Below are 21367 nucleotides of genomic sequence, written 5' to 3'. Positions count from 1 at the left end.
CGGATTCCATGGCCACATGACTGATGGGGAACCGCTCGGTGTGGCAGTGGTCGGGGCCGGGTACTGGGGGCCCAACCTCGTCCGAAACTTCCGGAACGCACCGGACTGGGCGCTGGTGGCGGTCGTCGACCTGGACATCGCGCGGGCCCAGGAGGTGATCGGGGGCGGCACGGACGTGCTGGCCACGACCGACCTCGACGAGGTCCTCGCGCGCGAGGACGTGGACGCGGTGGCGATCGCGACGCCGGCGGGCACGCATCGGCACCTCGTCGAGAGGGCGCTGCGGGCCGGGAAGCACGTGCTCGTCGAGAAGCCGCTGGCCGACGACGTGGAGTCGGGACGGAGCATGGTCGAGGCGGCGCGCGCCAACGATCTCGTGCTGATGGCCGACCACACCTACTGCTACACGCCGGTCGTGCAGAAGATCCGCGAGCTGGTCGAGGACGGGTCGCTCGGCGAGATCCTGTTCGTCGACTCGGTGCGGATCAACCTCGGGCTGGTGCAGCCCGACGTCGACGTCTTCTGGGACCTGGCCCCGCACGACCTCTCCATCCTCGACTTCGTCCTGCCCGGCGGGCTGCGCCCCACCGGGGTCGCCGCGCACGGCGCCGACCCGCTCAAGGCGGGCAAGGCGTGCGTCGGCTACCTGACGCTGCCGCTGGAGGGCGGGGTGATGGCCCACGTCCACGTCAACTGGCTCAGCCCCACCAAGATCAGGCAGATGGTGATCGGCGGGAGCCGGCGTACGTTGGTCTGGGACGACCTCAACCCGCAACAGCGGCTCAGCGTCTTCGACCGCGGCGTCGACCTGGTCCAGCAGAGCGTGGACATCGCCGACCGCGCCACCGCGACCATCGCCTACCGGCTGGGTGACACCTGGGCACCGGCGCTGCCCGAGTACGAGGCGCTCTCCCGGATGGTCGGCGAGTTCGCCGAGGCGATCCGCGACGGCCGTACGCCGCGCACCGACGGGGCCGCCGGGCTCCGTGTCCTCTCCGTCCTGGAGGCGGCCCAGACCAGCCTCCGAGCCCGTGGCGCCCTCGTCGAGGTGGCCGCCGAGACCCCGACCCTGGAGCTGATCCGATGACAACTCTCAACGGCGCGAACGTCCTGGTCACCGGAGGTGCGGGCACGATCGCCTCCACCATCGTCGACCAGCTGCTCTCGGAAGGCGTGGGCCATGTCGACGTGCTCGACAGCCTGATCCGGGGACGCAAGGCCAACCTCGACGACGCCCTCGCCTCCGGCCGGGTCACCCTGGTCGAGGGCGACATCCGCGACCGCGACCTGGTCGGCGACCTCACCGCTGGCAAGGACCTCGTCTTCCACCAGGCGGCCATCCGGATCACCCTGTGCGCCGAGGAGCCGCGGCTGGCCAACGAGGTGCTGGTCGACGGCACGTTCAACGTGGTCGAGGCCGCGGTCTCCGCGGGCGTGGACAAGCTGGTCTACGCCTCCTCGGCCTCGGTCTTCGGGCTCGCCGAGGAGTTCCCGACGCCGGAGGGGCACCACCACAACAACAACGACACCCTCTACGGCGCCGCGAAGTCCTACAACGAGGGGCTCGTGCGGTCCTTCCGGGCGATGCACGGGCTCGACTACGTCGGGCTGCGCTACTTCAACGTCTACGGGCCCCGGATGGACGTGCACGGCGCCTACACCGAGGTGCTGGTGCGCTGGATGGAGCGGATCGCCGACGGCAAGCCGCCGCTGATCTTCGGCGACGGGCGCCAGACGATGGACTTCGTCTGCGTTCCCGACATCGCTCGCGCCAACATCCTGGCCGCCGCCTCCGGCGTGACCGAGGGCGTCTACAACATCGCCTCCGGCACCGAGACCTCGTTGCTGGAGCTGGCCGAGGCGCTCGTCCGCGTCATGGGGTCCGACCTCGGTGTCGAGCACGGTCCCGAGCGAGCGGTCAACGGGGTCACCCGCCGACTCGCCTCGATCGATGCCGCCCGCGCCGACCTGGGCTGGGAGCCGACGATCGGGCTCGAGGAGGGGCTGCGGCAGCTGGTCGAGTGGTGGACGCCGCTGCGCTCCGAGATCGCGGCCGGGCGGGCTCTCCAGGGCGGTACGTCATGAGCCGGATCAACGTCATGCAGCCCTGGCTGGGCGAGGAGGAGGTCGCGGCGGTCACCGAGGTGCTCCGCTCCGGCTGGGTCGCCCAGGGGCCGCGGGTGGCCGAGTTCGAGCGCCGCTTCGCGGACTCGCAGCAGGCTGCTCACGCGGTCGCCACCTCGAGCTGCACGACGGCGCTCCACCTGGCGCTGGTCGTGGCGGGGGTGACCCGCGGGGACGACGTCGTCGTCCCGTCCTTCTCGTTCATCGCGACCGCCAACGCGGCGGTCTACGTCGGCGCCCGGCCGGTCTTCGCGGACGTCTCGCCGGTCACCGGGAACCTCACCGCGGAGACCGTTCGGGAGGCCCTCACGCCGCGGACGACCGCGGTGATCGTGGTCGACCAGGGCGGGGTGCCGGTCGACCTGGACGCGATCCGGGAGGTCTGCGACCCGCTCGACATCGTGGTCATCGAGGACGCCGCCTGCGGCGCCGGGTCGACCTACCGGGGTCGCCCCGTCGGCGCCGGCGCCGAGATCGCCGCCTGGTCCTTCCACCCGCGCAAGATCCTCACCACGGGCGAGGGCGGGATGCTCACCACCTCGCGCGAGGACTGGGCCGCACGGGCCCGCACGCTGCGCGAGCACGCGATGAGCGTCTCCGCCGCCGACCGGCACGCCAGCCTGGTCTCGCCGCCGGAGTCCTACGACGAGGTCGGCTTCAACTTCCGGATGACCGACCTGCAGGCCGCGGTCGGCCTGGTGCAGCTGTCCCGGCTGCCCGAGGTCGTGACCCGGCGCCGCGAGCTCGCTGCGGGCTATGCGAAGGCGGTCGCCGAGATCGACGGGCTGCGCGCGGTCTCGGACCCGTCTTGGGGCACGTGCAACTTCCAGTCGTTCTGGGTCGAGGTGGTCTCGACAGGCTCGACCACCGGGCGGTACGGGATGGACCGCGAGGGGCTGCTGAGTGCCCTGGCAGAGGCCGGGATCTCCGCGCGACGCGGGATCATGGCGGCGCACCGGCAGCCCGCGTACGTCTCGGACGGGGTCGTGCTGCCTGCCACCGAGCATCTCGCCGACTCCACGCTCATCCTGCCGCTCTTCCACCAGCTCTCGGACTCGGAGCAGGCGCGAGTCATCGGCGTGCTCCGACAGGGGGGAGTACGCCGATGACCACGCTCGTTCTCGTCGCCGCCAGCGGGCTGGCCGGGGAGGTGGCGGCCGCCACCACGGGCTACGACCAGATCGTCGCGGTCGACGACGACCGCGAACGATGGGGGACCATCGTCGGCGGGGTCGAGGTCATCGGCCCGGTCGAGCTGGTCTCCGACAGCGGCACCGACCTGGTCGTCTGCGCCGGATCGGGCCGGATACGCCGCCGGCTCATCGGGCGGCTGCTCGACTACGGGGTGACCCCGGAGCGGTTCGCGACCGTCATCCACCCCGACGCCTCGGTCGCCCACGGGTGCGAGGTCGGACGGGGCAGCATCCTGCTCGCCGGTGCCCGGCTGACCTCGCAGGTCTCGGTCGGCCGGCATGTCGTGGTCATGCCCAATGCCGTCCTCACCCACGACGACATGGTCGGGGACTTCGCCACGCTGTGCGCCGGTGTCGCGCTGGGTGGGGAGGTCGTCGTCGGCGAGGCCGCCTACCTCGGGATGAACTCCTCGGTGCGCCAGCGCGTCGCGGTGGGCGTCGATGCCGTTCTCGGCATGGGGGCCGTGCTCCTCGCGGACCTGCCCCCCGGCGAGACGTGGGCCGGCGTTCCCGCCCGCCCCGTCCGGGTGCCGGTCTGATGCGCCGGTTCGAACGCCCGCGACCGCTGCGGACGCGCCCGTCGGTCAGTGTCGTGATCCCTTGCTACAACTATGGGCGCTATCTGCCTCAGGCGGTCGCGGGTGCCCTCGCCCAGGACGGCGTAGACGTCGACGTGCTGATCGTCGACGACGCGTCCCCGGACGGCAGCGCCGATGTCGCACGCTCGCTGGCCGCCGCGGATCCACGCGTCGACGTGCTCGTCCACGAGCAGAACGCCGGGCACATCCAGACCTACAACGACGGGCTCTCCCGGGTGCGCGGGGACTATGTCACCCTCGTCTCCGCGGACGACGTGCTGATGCCCGACGCGCTCACCCGTGCGGTCGCGCTGATGGAGCACCATCCCCGCGTCGGCCTGGTCTACGGGTACGCCCGCTCGTTCACCGACGAGCTCCCGGTCGGGCCGAGGCGGACCCGCAGCTGGTCGGTCTGGTCGGGAAGGGACTGGCTCGGCACCGCGGCGCGGCAGGGTCGCTGCTTCCTGGTCAGCCCCGAGGCGGTGATGCGCCGCGAGGCGCTCGAGCAGACCGACGGCTACGACCCTCGGCTGCCCCACTCGGGCGACTTCGACATGTGGCTGCGCACCGCTGTCCGCTGGGACGTCGGCAGGGTGGACGGACCGATCCAGGCGGCCTACCGCGTCCACGACGCCAACATGCACCTGACCGAGTACGCGGGCTGGCTCACCGACCTGCGCGAGCGTCGGCGCACGTTCGACATCCTCTTCGAGGAGCGCGCACCGGACGTCGCCGAGGTCCAGAGCCTGCGGCCGTACGCGATGCGGGCCCTGGCGAAGGAAGCGCTGGTTCGCGGCCGGGAGGTCGCTCACGGCGACTCCTCGATCCTCCTCGACCACCTCCGCTTCGCCGCCGAGACGCACTCCGCCATCCGGAGCACCAGGGCCTGGGGACGCGCCTGGGCCGATGCCACGGAGGGCCGGGTGCCCGGTCCGGCACCGTGGAGCCGCGCGACGGCGAAGGTCCGGCACCACCTGCGGTGGAGGTTCGAGCGCAGGTACGGCACATGACCACGACGACCTCTCATGGGACGGTGGCCGGGCGAGTGAGCCGCGGCCTCTGCTGGGGGCTCGGCGGCACCATCGCGATGCGGGTCGGCAGCGTGCTGTTCGGGATCCTCGTCGCCCGGCTGGTCGCGCCGGCGGAGTTCGGCGTCTATGCGGTGGCGCTGACGGTCTGGGCGATCCTGAGCACCCTGGCCGACCTCGGGCTCGGCGCCGACCTGGTCCGCGCGCCCGACATGGAGCCCCGGGCGCCGACCGTGGCGAGCATCGGCCTGGGCGTGAGCGTCGCCCTCGGCACGACGATGGCCCTGGCCGCCGAGCCGATCGCGCTCGCCTTCGACAGCCCGGAGTCGGTCGGCGTGATCAGGCTGATGGCGGTGAGCATCGCCGTCTTCGGCTTCACGATCGTTCCCTCGGCGCGACTGACCAGGGCCTATCGGCAAGGTGCCCTGTTCGGCATCAACGCGCTCGGCCTGCTGGCCTCGGTGGTGGTCGCCCTCGGCCTGATCCTGGGCGGTGTCGGCGCCGAGGCGCTCGCCTGCGGCCAGATCGCCTGCCAGAGCGTGATCGCGGTGGGCCTGTTCATCGTCACCCGCACCGTGCCTCGGCTGGGGTTCGATCCTGCGCTGGCCAGGGAGTCGCTCGCGTTCTGTCTCCCGCTGGCCGCCGCGAACCTGCTCTCCTGGCTGCTGCTGAGCCTCGACAACCTCATCGTCTCCCGCACCCTCGGCCCCGAGCAGCTCGGGCTCTACGTGCTGGCGTTCAACATCTCGTCCTGGCCGATGAGCGCGCTCGGAGCCGCCATCAGGGTGGTGGCACTGCCCGCGTTCTCCCAGGCATCCTCACCACAGGTCCGCAACCGTGGCCTGGTGCTCTGCATCGCGCCCCTGACCACCGTGGCCACCCTGGCCTCGCTCGGCCTCGCCGGGGCGGCCGTCCCGCTGGTCACCCTGGTCTACGGCGAGCGCTGGGAGCCGGCGGCCGCCGCGCTCACCGGGCTCGCGGTGTTCGGAGGTGTCCGGGTCGTGCTCGACCTGGTGGCCACCTTCCTGGTCGCCGCGGGGGAGACCCGAGCCGTCCTCGTCGTGCAGGTCGCGTGGGTCGTGGCGATGGTGCCGGCGATGATCGTCGGCGTCGCCCGCTGGGGCCTGGCCGGCGCCGGCTGGACCCATGTCGTGGTCGTCGCGGTCGTGGTGGTGCCGCTCTACCTGCGTGCGCTCGCCAAGGTCGGGGTCCGGCCCGGAGACCTCCTCCGACCGGCGGCGGTCCCGCTCCTCGCGGCCGTCCCGGCTGCCATCGTCTGCGGCTGGCTCGCCGGCCTCGGGAGCAACCGGCTCCTCACGCTGGCCGCCGTCGCCGTCGCCGTCCTCCTGCTCTACGCACTGCCGCTGCTGCGGTGGTGGCGCGCGCGATTCACCCAGCTTCGCCGGCTCGAGCCGGCCCCCGTCCCGGAAGGAACCCCGTCATGACCGCGAACCCACGCCCGAGCGTGCCCTTCGTCGACCTGCGGCCCCAGAACGAGGCCATCAACGACGAGGCGGTGAGCGCGTTCGCCGAGATCTGCGAGAGCGGCGCGTTCGTCCTGGGGCCGCAGGTGCGGCGCTTCGAGGAGGAGTACGCCGAGTTCGCCGGCGTCGAGCACTGCATCGGCGTCGGCAACGGCACCGACGCGCTGGTGCTCGCTCTGCGCGGCGCGGGCATCGGGGCGGGCGACGAGGTGATCGTCCCCGCCAACACCTTCGTCGCCACTGCCGAGGCGGTCGCGATCGCCGGAGCCGACCTGGTGCTCGCCGACTGCGACGAGGACTTCCTGATCGACCCCGCCGACGTCGCCCGCCGGGTCACCGGCCGCACCCGAGCGGTCATCGGGGTGGATCTGTACGGGCAGGTGGCGCCCTTCGAGCGGCTCCGCGAGGCGGTGGGTGATGACGTACTCCTCCTGGAGGACGCGGCCCAGTCCCAGGGAGCCAGCCGGAACGGCCGCCCGGCGGGGTCCTTCGGCGTGGCTGCCGGGACCAGCTTCTACCCGGGCAAGAACCTCGGCGCGTACGGGGACGCGGGAGCGGTGACCACCGGGTCGGCGGAGATCGCCGACCGGGTCCGTGCCCTGCGCAACCACGGCGGGGTGGCGAAGTACGAGCACCTCGACGTCGGCACCAACTCCCGTCTGGACTCGGTCCAGGCGGCCGTCCTCTCGCTCAAGCTCGAGCGCCTCAAGGGCTGGAACGCCGAGCGGGACGAGGCCGCGCAGCGGTACGCCACGCTGCTCGCCGACGTGCCGGAGGTGGTCCTGCCGCGGGTCCTGCCGGGAAACCAGCACGTCTGGCACCTCTACGTCGCCCGGGTCGCCGACCGCGACCGGGTGCTGGGTGACCTCCTGGAGGCAGGGGTCGGTGCCGGCATCCACTACCCGGCGCCGGTGCACCTGTGGCCGGCCTTCTCCTGGCTCGGACACGGCGCCGGCTCGTTCCCGGTCGCGGAGGCGCTCGCGCGCGAGATCATCTCGCTGCCGATGTTCCCGGGCATCACCGCGGAGCAGCAGGAGATCGTCGCGGATGCTCTCGGCAGAGCGGTGCGGCAGTGAGCGGCGGCGTGCTCGGCGGCATCGCCGGGAAGCTCCGGCGCGAAGGGCCACGCGGGGTGGTCCGCCGCGCCGTGCGGCGTGCCTATCAGCAGCTCGACGCACACACCCTCGACTTCGGCCTGCTGCCCGAGGACATCGCCGACTCCACGCGTCTGGAGCTCGGTCCGGTGCCGCCGGTGCCGCGCGGGCGACCGCTCGTGGTCGGCTGGCTCACCACGCCGCCGGCGGCCGGCTCGGGCGGTCACACCACGATGTTCCGGATGGTGGAGGCGCTGGAACAGGCCGGCCACCGCTGTGTCGTCCTGCTCTACGACCGGCACCACGGCTCGGCGGCCGCTCAGGCCGAGGTGATCCGCGACTGCTGGCCGGGGGTCCGGGCCGAGGTCCGTTCGGTCGACGAGGGGTTCGACGGGCTGGACGCCTGCGTGGCGACCGGATGGGAGTCGGCCCACGTGCTCGCCGTCCGGCCCTCGCGGCCGCTGCACCGGCTCTACTTCATCCAGGACTACGAGCCGCTCTTCTCGCCGCACGGCTCCGAGTACGAGCTGGCCGCCGACACCTACCGGTTCGGGTTCACCAACATCGCGTTGGGGGAGATGGTGCACCGCCGGCTGCGCGAGGACCTGGGCGTCTCCTCGGAGCTGGTGCCGTTCTCCTGCGACACCTCCGTCTACTCGCTGCACAACCAGGGCCGGCGCTCCGGCGTCGTCTTCTACGCCAAGCCGGGCCTGGCGCGGCGCGGCTATCTGCTCGGCACCCTCGCGCTCGCGGAGTTCCACCGGCGGCACCCGGATCAGCCCATCCACGTCTACGGTTCGCCGGTGCCCGAACTCAGGTTCCCGGTGGTCCACCACGGCCGGCTCACTCCCGAGGAGCTGAACGCGCTCTACAACCGGTGCGTCGCCGGCCTGGCGATGTCGTTCACCAACATCTCGCTGGTCGCCGAGGAGATGCTCGCCGCGGGCTGTGTGCCGGTGGTCAACTCCTCGCCCGATGCTCGTGCAGACCTGGACAACCCACACGTCGGCTGGGCGTCCCCGACACCGGGAGGCATCGCCGATGCCCTGTTCGAGGCGGTCGGGGCGGCCGACGTCCCGGCCCGGGCGGCGGCCGCCGCCGGGAGCGTACGCACCGACAACTGGGCGCGCACACGCGACGGCGTACGCCGGATCATCGAGGACACGGCCAGGGGCGGTGCTCCCGTGGATTGGGTACGCGTGGCTGGAGGCGCCGGCGCCACCAGCAGCCCTTCCTAGGGTTCTTGCATGACGTCCTCACCGCCAGGTTTCGCGGCAGTCTCCGCAGGCGTCGGCCGGAGCGCGCCGGCCTTGGCGGCAGCGGTCGTGTCCGTCGCACCCGAGGCGGCCTGCGGCGGCACCCGGTCCGGGCTCCAGACCGCGACCTGGGGAGCGTACGAACCGCTGGCCGACGGCCGGACGCTGGTCCTCACCCGCGAGCTGAGGCGACGGAACCTGGGCGTCGATCCCGAGGACGTGGCCCGGATGCTCGCCGGCAGAGACCGGAAGGCGCTCGCGGAGATGCTGCCGACGTTCGGCGCCGTGCAGCAGGCGGGGAACGCCATCACCGCCACGACCGACGCGCTCGGGTTCCGTCACCTCTACTACCGCGTCGGCGACGGCTGGGCGGCGGTCTCGACGTCGGCACGGGTGCTGGCGGCACTGGCGCCGACGTCGCTGGACGACGAGGGTCTCGCCGTGCAGAGCCTGCTCGGTTGGCAGCTGCGTGGGCGCAGCCTGTTCGAGTCGGTGACGAAGGTGCCCGCCGGCCGGTCGGTCGAGCTCCGCGACGGCCTGCTCGGCCTGGACGCCTTCACCGACGAGCCGGACGAGGAGCGCATCGGCCTCACCGAGGGGGTCGCCTCGATGAGCAGCATGCTCCGCGGCTACCTGGACGCCTACCTCGACGACCACCCCGACGCGATCCTCCAGCTCACCGGCGGCCAGGACTCGCGGCTGCTCCTCTCCGCGATCGACCCGCGGCGTCGCCGCGGGCTGAGGGTGGTGACGCTGGGGCGGCCCGACTCTCCTGACGTACGGATCGCCGCGGGCCTGGCAGATCGCCATGGGATGAGCCACGAGATCATCGGCGTGGACGGCCTCGACACGCTCGACCCCGAGGAGGCGTACGCACGATGTGCGGCTGCCGCCGGTGCGATCGAGCTCGGTGCGGACCCGCTGGCGTGGGCGGCCCTGGACTTCGCCGAGGCCCGGGCGATGCCGGGTCCGCGGATCTCCGGCCTCGGTGGAGAGGTGGCCCGGGGCTTCTACTACCTCGGCCGCGACGGTGACGGCCCGGTGACGCAGGCACGGGCGCGGCGCCTCGCCGACTGGCGGATGTTCGTCAACGAGGCCGTCGAGTCCTCGGCGCTCCGGCCGGCCTTCCGGGAGCGGGCGCGCGAGATCGCCCACGCCGAGGTCCTGGCCGCCCTCGCCGAGAGCGGGCGCTCGTGGTTCGAGGCGACGGACGACCTCTACCTCGGCCAGCGGATGCAGCACTGGGCAGGAGCGACCGAGTCGCCGGTGAGCGCCCGTCGCCGGATCGTCAACCCGATGCTCGACGATCGCTGGATCGCCACCGTCCGGGCTCTTGCGTCCGCGGACAAGATGGGCTCCCGGTTCCTCGCCCGGCTCCAGGTCGAGCTCGATATCGAGCTGGCCCGGCTACCGCTCGAGGGGCGCCCCTCGCCGGCGACGTACGTCACGCCCGGATGGCGCAGCTCCTGGCGCCGAGGCGCGACGATGATGACCAAGGCCGGTCGCAAGCTGGGCCAGCGAGTCCGGCGACGCGGTCGGCCACCTGTGGGCGGCGAGATCCTGGCCGACGGGGTGGTGACCTACTGGCGGATCCACCCGGAGACGGTCTCCGGCCTCGCGGAGACCGAGGTCGTGGAGCCGAGCTGGCTCGACGACGTCCTGGTGGGCCGGCACGATCCGGGGCCCGGCACCGTCGCGTTCCTGCTCAACCTCTCCCTCGCCGCCGGCGCGGTGCGCCACTCCGGGGTCACCGCTGCGAGATGAGTTCCCGGTCGGGCCGGAGGGTCGAACCGCTGTGATCACGGGCCTGCGTCCGGCGCGCGGCACGGACGCGGGAGAGACGCTCGATCCAGATGACCGCCACGACGGTGAGCGATCCGCCCAGCAGGGCGAGCCCTGCCGCCGTACGCGACCTGCTGCCGCTGATCTGCTGGACGACCACGTCCTCAGGCGCCATCTCGGTGGACATCCGCGACGCCTTGCGGACACCCAGCTCGTCCTGTCGACGTTGGAGGATGCCGTCGAGGTCCCGGGCGATCCGGGCGGCCTCCTCCTCGACCCGATCCGCGTCCGGGTCCACGACCTGCACGTCGATCACCGGGTTGCTGTAGATGGGGAGCCACTGGTTGCCGACGTTGCGCATCCGGACCCGCTCGCCCTGGTCGAGGCCTTCGCCGTAGAGGGTCGTCTCGGTGGTGCTCATGTTGAGCGGGTGGCGGCCCTGGTTGTACTCCTCCACCAGCAGGCCCGCCATCGGCACCATCCCATAGGGGTCCTCGCGGAGGGTGTTCGGGTTCACGGACTCCTTCGGCGGGAGCAGCACCACCTCGAACTGGGTGAAGTAGACCGGCGGCCGGTCGAGCAGCACCACCGCGCCACCCAGCGTCAGCAGCGCGCAGACGACCACGACGTACCACCTGCGCAGCAGCAGGCCGACGAGTTCGAGGGCTGTCACAAGCCTCACCCTGTGCGCGAGCGCCGATGGGCGGCGGGATCGGTGCGGTCGGTACCTCGTCTTGGGTATGACGTGGTGGGTGCGCCTCGGAGGAAGCCGGAGAACCTGACGATGGCTGTGCCCGGGCACGCGGATGCCTTCAGCCACTCTCTAGCGAAAGCGACCGGAACACATGGAACTCAGCGCGGTGTGGGGGGCCCTGGCGCGCCGCTGGTATCTCGTGATCGTCACCCTGGGGCTGACGGTCGTCGCCGTCGTGGTGATGATGGGACGGGTGGGTCCCTCCTACACGGCTCAGGGGACCCTGCTCCTCTTCCCGCCCGATGGGACCACCCGAGCGGGCGAGAAGATCGAGGGCAACCCCTATCTCTCCCTGGGCGGGCTCAACCCGGCCCGCGACATCCTCATCCGCGCGATGACCTCGAAGACGGCTCGGGCCGAGCTCGAGGAGAGCCATCCGGACGTGAGCTATGAGATGTACGCCGACATGGCGGTGAGCGGGCCGATCGTCGTGGTCGATGTGACCGGCGCCAGCGAGGAGGACACGATCGGTGCTCTGAACGACCTGTTCGACGCCGCGCCGGGGGTGCTCGTCGGCCTGCAGTCCGACCTGGGGATCAAGCGCCGTGAGTACATCTCCATCCAGAAGCTCACCATCGACGAGACCGCGGAGAAGGTCACCAAGGACCAGCTCCGTGCCGGGATCGTCGGCGGTGCGGGCGTCTTGGTGGTCGGGCTCCTCGGCATCGGGCTGCTGGACGGGCTGCTGCTCTCGCGCGGCCGTGCCAGGCGCCAGGAGGAGGACGAGTCGCACGGAGCAGGCGACGTCGGCGATGACCGCGCCGGCCCCAGAATCGTGGAGCCCCTGGACTCCGACGGCTGGGAGAGGCCACCGCCCCGGAACGGATTCGCCCAGGTCGTACCGCATGACGAGCAGTCGTCAGCGGTGCAACGCAGGTGAGGGACGATGCGGACGGCCCCGCTCACCGGACTGCGTAGTCCCGGCGAGCCGAAGGTAGGTGTGTCCCGGTCGATCGACGCCGCGGCCATCTTGACGGTCTACATCGTCGTACTGCTCTCGATCCGGTCCGTGCTCGTCGTCCCGGCGCTGGGCACGGCCGGCGCGCCCGCGACGATCGTCGCGATCGGGGCGTTCCTGTGGTGGGTCTGGTACCACGTCCAACGGATCCATCGGATCGATGTGGGAGTCCAGCCGCTACGCATCGCGATCCTGGGGCTTCTCCTGGCCGTGATGGCGTCGTACGTGCTGGCGATGTCGGCGCCGATGCCCGGCAACGAGCTGACGCCCGCCGACAGCGGGCTGCTCAAGATGATCGGTATGGCCGGTCTGGCCATGGTGGCGGCAGAGGGGATCTCGTCGCTCGACCGGCTGCACGCGGTGGTGCGCCGGCTGGTGATCGGGATCGGGTTGGTGGCGGTGCTCGGCCTGCTCCAGTTCGTGACCCGGCAGGCCTTGGTGGACCGGATCAGCATCCCCGGACTCTCCGCCCGTGGCATCGAGATCGGCCTGTACGAACGCAGCGGCATGCCACGGCTCAGCGGGACCTCGACCCACCCGATCGAGTACGGCGTCATCTTGTCGATGGTGCTGCCGCTGGTGATCGTGTACGCCCTGCACGCACCCACCCGGCGATGGCTCTACCGCGCCGTCCTGGCCGTTGTCGCGATCGCGATCTTCATGGTGATCTCGCGCTCGGCGATCCTCTGCACCGCCGTCGCGATCCTGGTCCTCGCCCTCCGTTGGCGTTGGCGCATGCGCCTGGTCGCACTCGGTTGCCTGGCCGCGATCTCGGGTCTGGTCTATCTCGTGGTGCCGGGGATGCTCGGTGTCCTCACCGGGCTGTTCGTCGGCGCCGGCGACGACGCCAGCGTGGCGTCTCGGACGGACGCCTACGGGGTGGCGCTCCAGTTCATCGCGCGTGACCCGTGGCTGGGCCGCGGGCCCGGGACGTTCCTGCCGCAGTACTGGATCCTGGACAACCAGTACCTGGGCCACACGATCGAGACCGGGCTGATCGGGATGGCTGCGCTGCTGGCGGTCATCCTGGTCGCGGCGTTCATGGCTCGCAGCGCTCGGAAGGCAGCGACCACCGACTTCGACCGCGAGCTCGCGCAGGGGCTGCTCGCCGCTGTCCTCGCCGGTGCGACCGCGATGGCCTTCTACGACCTGTTCGCGTTCCCGCAGTCCTCCGGCTGCTTCTTCCTGGCGGTCGGTCTCGCCGGTGCCCTGCACCGCCTGGTCAAGCAGGAACCCATGGAGCTGTCACCCGGGATTCACGACGCCGCCGTCCGACCAGACGTTGCCCTTCCAGACGTTGCCCGGCGCTGAGGAGTCGAAGGAGGCGATCGGGAACCAGTAGCCGCAGTTCGGTCGCGCGGCGGTGCGCTGGAACACGTTGTCGATGAAGCGGATGTGGTTGGTGCCGCCGTAGGCCTTGCCCGACGACGAGCCGCCGTAGGCACAGGTGCCGCCTGTCGTCACCAGGAACATGTTGCGCTCGATGAGGTTGTTCTCCACGGTGGCGAAGTCCCCGTACCCGGTCAGGCCCGCCGAGCAGCCGGCGTCGGGCGGGACGTCCGGTGCGTCGCAGGTGATCGTGTTGTGGCTGATGACACCCCCCGAACCCATCCGGATCCCGGACTCGTGGGCGACGCCGGTCACGTCGGTGAACTGGCCGTGCACGTAGGAGTCCCGCACGGTGCAGTCGCGCCAGCAGTTGATCGAGCGGTTGCCTCCGGTGACCTCCACCCGCAGGGCCGTGAAGCCGACGTTGCCGATGCCCGTCCCTCCTCGGTTGCCGATCCGGACCTCGCTGTCGGCGATCGTGAACCCGAGCCCGTTGGACCCCTCGTCGTTGTAGACGGTCCCGTTGATCACCGAGTTGCGGATCGTGACGTCGGCCGCGCGTACGTTCAGCGTGCAGTTCACGATCTTGCCGTCGATCACGGTGCCGGGCTTGGTGATGTTGCACGGTCCCGCGTAGGGAGTCAGCCGTACGCCCGCGGGCACCCCGGTGGTCGCCGGGTTCGGGAACCCGTCGGGTATCGAGGTCGGGGGCGTCGGGCCGCCGGTGACCTCCGGTGACGACGAGCTCGGAGGCGGCGTGGTCGGGGTCGCGGGAGCCGACTTCGATGGGGGCGAGCTCGGGGACGGGCTCGGTGAAGCGGTGGACGGGCCGGCCGACGGGGAGGTCGCCGAGGACGGGGACGACGACGGCGAGGGCGAGGGCGACCCGCCGGAGCCGGTCGGGCGCACCACGATGTCCACGGCGTAGCTGTTGGCTCCGAAGGTCTGGGTAGGGAAGGAGCCGGGCCGGTAGGAGTAGACCCCGGCGTTGACCCCGGCGGTGATCGGCCCCCTGGAGACCGGCTTGTCGAAGTAGCTCTGGTCGGTGGAGTAGCGGCCCTTGGGCGCGGTGTAGGAGACGACGTAGTCCCGGCCGGGTCGCAGGATCACCGTGCGGTCGAACTCGGCCACCTGGAGGCCACGCCGAGGCTTGTCGCCGAACCGTGCGGTGGCGAGCTCACGACCCCGCCCGGACCACAGGGTGCCCGTGTGCGGCCCGGCGTTCGCCGAGCTCTTGTAGAACTGGACCGCGACCGCCTCGGCGGGCTCGGTCACACGGAAGCGCAGGCCCACCTCGACCGGACGTCGATCCGGGTCGGTCACGATCGCGGGGACCGCGTCGTCGGGGAGCAGGCTGACCGCCTTCGCCTGGCTCTGCGAGATCGGCCAGATCGTCCAGGCGACAATGGCGACGACCGTGATCAGGGTGCTGCCGACGAGAAGGATCGGTTTTCGGGCATGGCCTCGAGAGCCAGTCGGACCGGACGTTCGACTTGCCGAGGTTTGCATGTGGTTGCACCGTTCAGGTCTAGGCAGCACCGTTGCGATACCGACCCTGCACAGATGCGGAGCGTTCGGGCATCCACCAGAATCGGTATGTCGGCCATGTTTCTCGGGGCGATCACCTGTCCGGACAGCGCGACCGCTCCTACCTGATACGGGGGATCCGGGTTCGGGGAGCCGTTCGCCGGGCGGCTGCGCCGTTGACGATTGTCGGGTGAAGCTCGAGCTCCGATCCCGACTGGTGGACTCTCCCGCGTCCTTGGGCGCCACGCTTCGGCTGCGTCGCTGGGAGAGGTTCACGACGCTCTTCCCCGACATCGCCGACATGAAGGTGCTCGACGTCGGCGGCACCACCGAGTCCTGGCTGCGGGCACCCGTACGCCCTGCGCACGTCGTCGTGCTCAACCTCACCGAGCCGGGGGCCGGCAAGGAGGGCTGGTTGACGCCGGTGACCGGCGACGCCTGCGACGCACGCGGTGCGTTGGAGGGTGCGGGGGCGCCGGTGGCGTACGACCTGGTGTTCTCCAACTCCCTGCTCGAGCACGTCGGCGGCCACGCCCAGCGCTCCAGGCTGGCCGAGCAGATCCGTCAGGCCGCGCCACGGCACTGGGTCCAGACGCCCTACCGGTACTTCCCGATCGAGCCGCACTGGCTCTTCCCCGGGATGCAGTTCCTTCCGATGGCGCTGCGGGCCCGGGTCGCCGAGCGCTGGCCGCTGGTCCACACGCTTCCCGCATCCCGGGCCGAGGCGATGGCCGATGTGCAGTGGACCGAGCTGGTCGGGATGACCGAGATGCGCTCCTACTTCCCCGACTCCGAGATCCTCCGGGAGCGGCTCCTCGGTCTGACCAAGTCGATGATCGCGGTGCGGACGCGATGAGGACGGTGCTCCACTCCCTGTTGCGTGAGCACGCCGAGGCGCGCCCTGACGCCCCTGCGCTCTCCTACAAGGGCAGCACGCAGAGCTACGCCGAGGTCTGGGCCTCGGCGTGCGCGATCGCCGCCGGACTCGGCGATCTCGGCCTGGCCCGGGGCGACCGCTGCGCGATCTTCCTGGAGAAGCGGCCCGCGACGGTCGCCTCGATCTTCGCGGCCACGGCCGCGGGCGGCGTCTTCGTGCCGGTCAACCCGCTGCTCAAGGCCGGCCAGGTCGCTCACATCCTCGAGGACTGCTCGGTCAAGGTGCTCATCACCTCGAAAGAGCGGCTGGTTCTGCTCCGCGAGGAGCTGAAGCGGTGCGAGGCGCTCGAGCACATCGTTCTGGTCGGCACCGGGGCCGGCACCGTGGTCCCTGACGAGATCGCGCTCGACGTCGCGGTGCACGCCTGGGACGAGGTGTTCCCGGCCGGCGCCTCCGCGCCTGCCGACGCGACGATCGACCAGGACCTTGCCGCCATCCTCTACACCTCGGGCAGCACCGGGAAGCCGAAGGGCGTGGTGCTGAGCCACCGCAACCTCGTGGCCGGCGCCGAGAGCGTCAGCAGTTATCTCGGCAACGGGCCCGAGGACGTCATCCTCTCCGTGCTCCCGCTCAGCTTCGATGCCGGCCTCAGCCAGATCACCACCGCCTTCGCGGTCGGAGCACACGTGGTGCTGATGAACTATCTGCTGCCCGGCGAGGTTCCTGCGCTGTGCGCCGAGTACGGCGTGACGGGGCTGACCTGCGTACCGCCGCTGTGGCTGCAGCTGGCCGGCGTCGAGTGGCCACCGGAGGCGCGGGAGCGCCTGCGCTACTTCGCGAACACCGGGGGCCGGATGCCGCGGGCCACGCTGCAACGGCTCCGCGAGCACTTCCCGGCGGCGCAGCCCTTCCTGATGTACGGACTGACCGAGTCGTTCCGCTCCACCTATCTCGACCCGGCCGAGGTCGACCGCCGGCCGGACTCCATCGGCAAGGCCATCCCCAACGCGGAGGTTCTCGTCGTACGCCAGGACGGGACGCCGTGCGAGCCCGGCGAGGAGGGGGAGCTGGTCCATCGCGGCGCACTGGTGGCCCAAGGCTACTGGGGCGACTCCGCGCGGACCGCCGAACGGTTCCGGCCGCTGCCGCGGGAGCAGGCCTCGTGGCGTACGCCCGAGCTGTGCGTGTGGTCCGGGGACCGGGTGGTGGCGGACGAGGAGGGTTTCCTCTACTTCGTCGGGCGCCTGGACGACATGATCAAGACCTCCGGTTACCGGGTCAGCCCGACCGAGATCGAGGAGGTCGCCTACGACACCGGCCTGGTCCGCGATGCGGTGGCGCTCGGCCTGCCCGACGACCGGCTCGGGCAGCGGATCGTGCTGCTGGTGACGCCTCCCGCCGGTCGGACGGAGATCGAGGCCGACCGGCTGCTGACCGCGCTGCGCCGTGCGATGCCGCCCTACATGGTTCCCTCGACCATCGACGTACGCCCGGAGCTTCCGCGCTCCCCGAACGGCAAGTTCGACCGGGTCCTGATCCTGAGCGTGCTGACGTCGTGAAGCTCAGCCCGTCCTGAAGGTCAGCGCAGCCGCTTGACCAGGCCTGCCGCCTGGCGTTCCACCCTCTTGGCGATGCCCTGTCCGTTCAGGATCTGGCTGCGTACGCTGGCCCCGTCGTCGTTCGCGGTGACGCTGAACCTCGGCTGCAGCCAGGCGCCGGCCACCGCGTGAGCGCGGTCGCTGGAGTAGACGTGCTCGTAGCCCAGACGGCGCAGGTGGCGCAGCGTGGTGCGGTCGTAGCGGCCGAGCGGGAGCGCCGCCTCGTCCACCGTCTCGCCGGCCGCCATGGTGATCTGCTCGCGGGCCTGGATCAGCTCGCGGCGTACGCCCGCGGGATCGAGGCCGCGCCAGCTGACATGGTCCATGCCGTGGGTGCCGATCCGCATGCCCGCCACCCGGAGGAGCCGGATGTCGAGGCGGTCGACGCTTCCCGGCTTCCCCAAGCGGCCCGCCAGCACGAAGAAGGTCGCGCTCAGGCCGCGGGCCAGCAGGCCCGGCAACCCGATCGCGACGTCGGAGTGGTTGCCGTCGTCGAAGCTGATTCGCACCTCGGGGCGGCCGGCGACGGCATCGAGGATGTCCTCGTAGGCGTCCTGGCTGATCCAGTAGCGGTCCTCACCCGGCTCCAGCTCGCGCTCGGGCTCGCCGATGCCGTGGAAGCAGATGTTGGTCACGTGGGCGGGCATGTTCTCCACGCTAGGGATCCGGAGACCGCGCCGGGCCCGCCTTTGCGAAGGCCTACCTCATACGGGGGATCTGCGGTCGGGAGGCGGTTCCGGCGGGGGTGGACCCCGTTGAGACTCGTGATGTGTCGCTCCCGATCCGAACCATCGCAGTCGTGGTGGTGACCTATAACAGTGCTCACCTGCTGGCCGATCTCGTCGGCTCTCTGCCGGGTGGGCTGGCCGGCCTCGGGTGGCGGTTGGTGGTCGTCGACAACGCCTCTGCCGACGACACCGTGGCGACCGCGCACCGCATGGCGCCGGACGCGACCGTCGTCGAGACCGGTCGCAACGGCGGCTACGCCGCCGGGATCAACGCGGGTGTCGCGGCAGCCTTCGCAGCGGATCCGGACGTCGACGCGGTGCTGGTCCTGAACCCGGACGTACGCCTCGAGCCGGACTGTGTCGCGGCGCTCGCGCGTGAGCTCGTGCCCGGGGTCGGCGTGGCCGTGCCCCGGCTGGTCGACGCCGAGGGCCGGCTGATCGAGTCGATGCGTGGCGCCCCGAGCCTGGTGCGGGCCTTCGCCGACGCCGTGGTCGGCGCCAACCGCGCCGGCCGCGTCCGGTGGGCGGGGGAGGTCGTGGTCGACCCGGCCGAGTACGACCGCGGCCAGGACACCGACTGGGCCGAGGGGTCGACGCAGCTGATCAGCGCCGAGTGCTGGCGGGCCTGCGGCCCCTGGGACGAGTCCTACTTCCTCTACTCCGAGGAGACCGAGTTCCACCTGCGCGCTCGCGACCGGGGCTTCCGGGTGCGGTTCGTGCCCGCCGCGCGCGCCGTCCACCTCGGCGGCGAGTCCACCACCTCACCGGGGCTGTGGGCACTCCTGGTCGCCAACCGGGTGCGGCTCTTCACGGTCCGCCGCGGGCGGGTGCAGGGGGCCGCGTACTGGCTGATGGTGCTGGCCCGCGAGTGCAGCCGGGCGCTGCTGGGCAAGCAGACGTCGCGACGTGCCGTCCGCACCCTGGTCAGCCCCCGCCGGATGAGCGCCCCGCGTGGGCCCGAGTGGGTGGCGAGCGCATGAAGGCCCTGCTCGCCCCGATCACAGCCGACGACCTCCCGGCAGTCTCGACGTTCCTGCACGAGCAGCTGAACCCGCGGGTGCAGGAGCTGGAGTGGACCCACGCCCTGCGGGTGCCCTGGGACGTACCCCAGCCCAACCACGGGTTCTTCCTCGCCGAGGGGGAGCGGGTGGTCGGGGCCTACCTCGCCTACTACTCCGACCGGAGGGTCGGCGCGGAGACGCTCCAGGTCTGCAACCTGGGCGCCTGGTGCGTGCTCGACAGCCACCGTCATCAGGGGCTGCGGCTGCTGACCACGCTGCTCAAGCAGCCCGGCTACGAGTTCACCGACTTCTCGCCCTCCGGCAACGTGATCGCGCTCAACCGGAAGCTCAAGTTCACCGACCTGGACACGACCACCTCGCTGGTGCCCGCGGTGGCGCTGCCGGGGCGACGCGGGGTGCGGGTGAGCAGTCGTCCCGACGTACTGGACTCGGTGCTGCAGGGCGAGGAGCGGGACCTCTATGCCGACCACCGTGCCGCGGCGGCGGCCCGGCACGTGGTGCTGAGCGCGGGCTCCGAGCACTGCTACGTCGTGGCCCGCAAGGACACCCGCAAGGGCGTACGCGCCTTCGCCTCGGTCCTCTACGCGAGCAACCCGGAGCTGCTCCGGCGGCACGCGCCGCGGCTGGCCTCGCACCTGCTGACCCAGCACGGCGCCGCGGCGACCCTGGTCGAGCACCGGGTCGCGGGAGGGGCGCCGGGCGGTTCCTACCGGCTCTCGCGGTCGCGGCCGAAGATGCTGCGCAGCGAGGCCCTCGACCCCGCGCGGGTCGACTACCTGTACAGCGAGCTGACATGTCTGGAGTGGTGATGACCGACGTTGGTGGACCGGCTGTCGGGGGCGTGCCGGTGGGACGGCTGGCCGAGCGGGTCGGCTCGACCCCGTTCTTCGCCTACGACCGGGCCGCGATCGACGCCCGGGTGGCCTCGCTGCGGGCAGCGCTTCCCGGTGACGTGCACCTGAGCTATGCGGTCAAGGCCAACCCGATGCCCGCGGTGGTCCAGCACCTGGCTCGGGCCGTCGACGCGCTCGACGTCGCTTCGGGGGCCGAGATGCGGGTGGCGCTCGACACCGGGATCTCTCCGGGAGAGGTGAGCTTCGCGGGTCCGGGGAAGTCGCTCGGAGAGCTGTCCCAGGCCGTCGCGGCCGGGGTGCTCGTCGAGATCGAGTCGCCGCTGGAGGCCGACCGCCTGGTCGAGGCCGCCGAACGGCTCGGGATCCGGCCGCGGGTCGCGGTCCGGGTCAACCCGGACTTCGAGGTCAAGGGCTCGGGGATGCGGATGGGCGGCGGCGCCCAGCAGTTCGGGGTCGACGCCGAGACGGTGCCGATGCTGCTCAAGACGCTGCACGACCGCGACGTCGAGGTGGCCGGTTTCCACGTCTTCTCAGGCTCTCAGAACCTGCACGCCTCGATCCTGGCGGAGGCTCAGGAGCGCACCGTCGACCTCGTCCTGCGGCTGTCCGGCGACCTCGCGGAGCCGATGACGTACCTCAACATCGGCGGTGGCTTCGGCATCCCCTACTACACCCAGGATCAGCCGCTCGACCTCCCGCTGGTCGGCGCGCGGCTCGAGGAGCTGCTCGCCACCCGCGTACGTCCTGCGCTGCCGTCCGCGCAGGTCGTCATCGAGCTCGGCCGCTATCTCGTCGGCGAGGCCGGGGTCTATGTGACCAGGGTCGTCGACCGCAAGATCTCGCGCGGCAAGACCTTCCTGGTCGTCGACGGCGGCATGCACCACCAGCTCGCCGCCTCGGGCAACTTCGGCCAGGTCATCCGTCGCAACTACCCGATCTCGGTCGCCGTGGCCGGTGATGGCGAGGCTGCGGTCGAGACCGTGCAGGTCGTCGGCTGCCTGTGCACGCCCCTGGACCTGCTCGGCGACAAGGTGAGCCTGCCGCGTGCCGAGGTGGGCGACCTGGTCGTCGTGCACCAGGCCGGGGCGTACGGCCTCACCGCCAGCCCGACCGCCTTCCTGAGCCACCCAGTCCCGCTCGAAGTTCTCGTCTGAAACCCGATCTGTAACCCAAGGAGTCCC

19 protein-coding genes are annotated in these 21367 nt (G+C 71.5%); 16 read left to right on the top strand and 3 right to left on the bottom strand.

Annotated elements, in window-relative coordinates; all coding sequences use genetic code 11:
- The first annotated feature begins 16 nt into the window (after nt 1-16).
- Genes BLT25_RS22280 through BLT25_RS22240 form a run of 9 tightly spaced genes read left to right on the top strand, consistent with a single transcriptional unit; the run spans nt 17 to nt 10521 of the window.
- Nucleotides 17-1087 carry a Gfo/Idh/MocA family protein gene (locus BLT25_RS22280; RefSeq protein WP_091050674.1) on the top strand — a complete coding sequence of 357 codons (1071 nt, stop codon included), beginning with the start codon at nt 17-19 and terminating at the stop codon, nt 1085-1087.
- Nucleotides 1084-2085: an NAD-dependent epimerase/dehydratase family protein gene (locus BLT25_RS22275; protein ID WP_091050671.1), complete on the top strand. Its 1002-nt coding sequence runs from the start codon at nt 1084-1086 to the stop codon at nt 2083-2085. Before BLT25_RS22280 ends, BLT25_RS22275 begins: the two co-directional genes overlap by 4 nt.
- Nucleotides 2082-3233: a DegT/DnrJ/EryC1/StrS family aminotransferase gene (locus BLT25_RS22270; protein WP_091050848.1), complete on the top strand. Its 1152-nt coding sequence runs from the start codon at nt 2082-2084 to the stop codon at nt 3231-3233. The genes BLT25_RS22275 and BLT25_RS22270 overlap by 4 nt, the downstream gene beginning before the upstream one ends.
- On the top strand, nt 3230-3856 hold the full coding sequence (locus tag BLT25_RS22265; RefSeq protein WP_091050668.1) for a NeuD/PglB/VioB family sugar acetyltransferase: 627 nt from the start codon (nt 3230-3232) through the stop codon (nt 3854-3856). The genes BLT25_RS22270 and BLT25_RS22265 overlap by 4 nt, the downstream gene beginning before the upstream one ends.
- Entirely contained in the window at nt 3856-4905 is a 1050-nt protein-coding gene (locus tag BLT25_RS22260; RefSeq protein ID WP_143033827.1) for a glycosyltransferase family 2 protein, read from the top strand. The genes BLT25_RS22265 and BLT25_RS22260 overlap by 1 nt, the downstream gene beginning before the upstream one ends.
- Complete coding sequence (locus tag BLT25_RS22255) at nt 4902-6368, top strand: oligosaccharide flippase family protein (RefSeq protein ID WP_091050662.1); 1467 nt, start codon at nt 4902-4904, stop codon at nt 6366-6368. Before BLT25_RS22260 ends, BLT25_RS22255 begins: the two co-directional genes overlap by 4 nt.
- Nucleotides 6365-7483, top strand: a complete 1119-nt coding sequence (locus BLT25_RS22250; protein WP_091050660.1) for a DegT/DnrJ/EryC1/StrS family aminotransferase — start codon at nt 6365-6367, stop codon at nt 7481-7483. The genes BLT25_RS22255 and BLT25_RS22250 overlap by 4 nt, the downstream gene beginning before the upstream one ends.
- Nucleotides 7480-8739, top strand: a complete 1260-nt coding sequence (locus BLT25_RS22245; protein WP_091050658.1) for a rhamnosyltransferase WsaF family glycosyltransferase — start codon at nt 7480-7482, stop codon at nt 8737-8739. The genes BLT25_RS22250 and BLT25_RS22245 overlap by 4 nt, the downstream gene beginning before the upstream one ends.
- A 9-nt stretch (nt 8740-8748) precedes the next feature.
- Nucleotides 8749-10521 (top strand): asparagine synthetase B family protein, encoded by a 1773-nt coding sequence (locus BLT25_RS22240; RefSeq protein WP_143033826.1) that lies wholly within the window; start codon nt 8749-8751, stop codon nt 10519-10521.
- On the opposite strand, the gene BLT25_RS22235 is transcribed toward BLT25_RS22240, so the two are convergent.
- Entirely contained in the window at nt 10505-11212 is a 708-nt protein-coding gene (locus BLT25_RS22235; RefSeq protein WP_091050653.1) for a hypothetical protein, read from the bottom strand. The genes BLT25_RS22240 and BLT25_RS22235 overlap by 17 nt on opposite strands.
- 172 nt (nt 11213-11384) lie before the next feature.
- Here BLT25_RS22235 and BLT25_RS22230 point away from each other — a divergent pair, with 172 nt between their 5' ends.
- Nucleotides 11385-12173 (top strand): hypothetical protein, encoded by a 789-nt coding sequence (locus BLT25_RS22230; protein WP_143033825.1) that lies wholly within the window; start codon nt 11385-11387, stop codon nt 12171-12173.
- 6 nt (nt 12174-12179) lie between these two features.
- On the top strand, nt 12180-13562 hold the full coding sequence (locus BLT25_RS22225; protein ID WP_143033824.1) for an O-antigen ligase family protein: 1383 nt from the start codon (nt 12180-12182) through the stop codon (nt 13560-13562).
- Here BLT25_RS22225 and BLT25_RS22220 read toward each other — a convergent pair.
- Nucleotides 13497-15089, bottom strand: a complete 1593-nt coding sequence (locus BLT25_RS22220; protein ID WP_176884163.1) for a DUF4082 domain-containing protein — start codon at nt 15087-15089, stop codon at nt 13497-13499. The two genes, BLT25_RS22225 and BLT25_RS22220, sit on opposite strands and share 66 nt — an antisense overlap.
- 208 nt (nt 15090-15297) lie before the next feature.
- Here BLT25_RS22220 and BLT25_RS22215 point away from each other — a divergent pair, with 208 nt between their 5' ends.
- Both BLT25_RS22215 and BLT25_RS22210 read left to right on the top strand, forming a co-directional pair.
- On the top strand, nt 15298-15963 hold the full coding sequence (locus BLT25_RS22215; protein WP_091050643.1) for a methyltransferase type 11: 666 nt from the start codon (nt 15298-15300) through the stop codon (nt 15961-15963).
- On the top strand, nt 15960-17543 hold the full coding sequence (locus BLT25_RS22210) for an acyl-CoA ligase (AMP-forming), exosortase A system-associated (protein ID WP_091050640.1): 1584 nt from the start codon (nt 15960-15962) through the stop codon (nt 17541-17543). The genes BLT25_RS22215 and BLT25_RS22210 overlap by 4 nt, the downstream gene beginning before the upstream one ends.
- 20 nt (nt 17544-17563) lie before the next feature.
- On the opposite strand, the gene BLT25_RS22205 is transcribed toward BLT25_RS22210, so the two are convergent.
- Nucleotides 17564-18229: a polysaccharide deacetylase family protein gene (locus BLT25_RS22205; protein ID WP_256328732.1), complete on the bottom strand. Its 666-nt coding sequence runs from the start codon at nt 18227-18229 to the stop codon at nt 17564-17566.
- 122 nt (nt 18230-18351) lie between these two features.
- On the opposite strand from BLT25_RS22205, the gene BLT25_RS22200 reads away from it, so the two are divergent.
- The 3 genes from BLT25_RS22200 to BLT25_RS22190 are packed head-to-tail and all read left to right on the top strand — an operon-like array spanning nt 18352 to nt 21340.
- A complete protein-coding gene (locus tag BLT25_RS22200) occupies nt 18352-19290 on the top strand; it encodes a glycosyltransferase family 2 protein (protein WP_091050635.1) in 939 nt (312 codons plus the stop codon).
- Nucleotides 19287-20141: a GNAT family N-acetyltransferase gene (locus BLT25_RS22195; protein WP_143033822.1), complete on the top strand. Its 855-nt coding sequence runs from the start codon at nt 19287-19289 to the stop codon at nt 20139-20141. The genes BLT25_RS22200 and BLT25_RS22195 overlap by 4 nt, the downstream gene beginning before the upstream one ends.
- Nucleotides 20141-21340: a pyridoxal-dependent decarboxylase, exosortase A system-associated gene (locus tag BLT25_RS22190; RefSeq protein WP_218131446.1), complete on the top strand. Its 1200-nt coding sequence runs from the start codon at nt 20141-20143 to the stop codon at nt 21338-21340. Before BLT25_RS22195 ends, BLT25_RS22190 begins: the two co-directional genes overlap by 1 nt.
- Nucleotides 21341-21367: the final 27 nt, after the last annotated feature.

It is taken from the genome of Nocardioides sp. YR527 (genome assembly GCF_900101045.1).
Classification (GTDB): Bacteria; Actinomycetota; Actinomycetes; order Propionibacteriales; family Nocardioidaceae; genus Nocardioides.
Note: the sequence above shows the minus strand (reverse complement) of the source record. Positions and strands in the feature narration are given on the sequence as shown.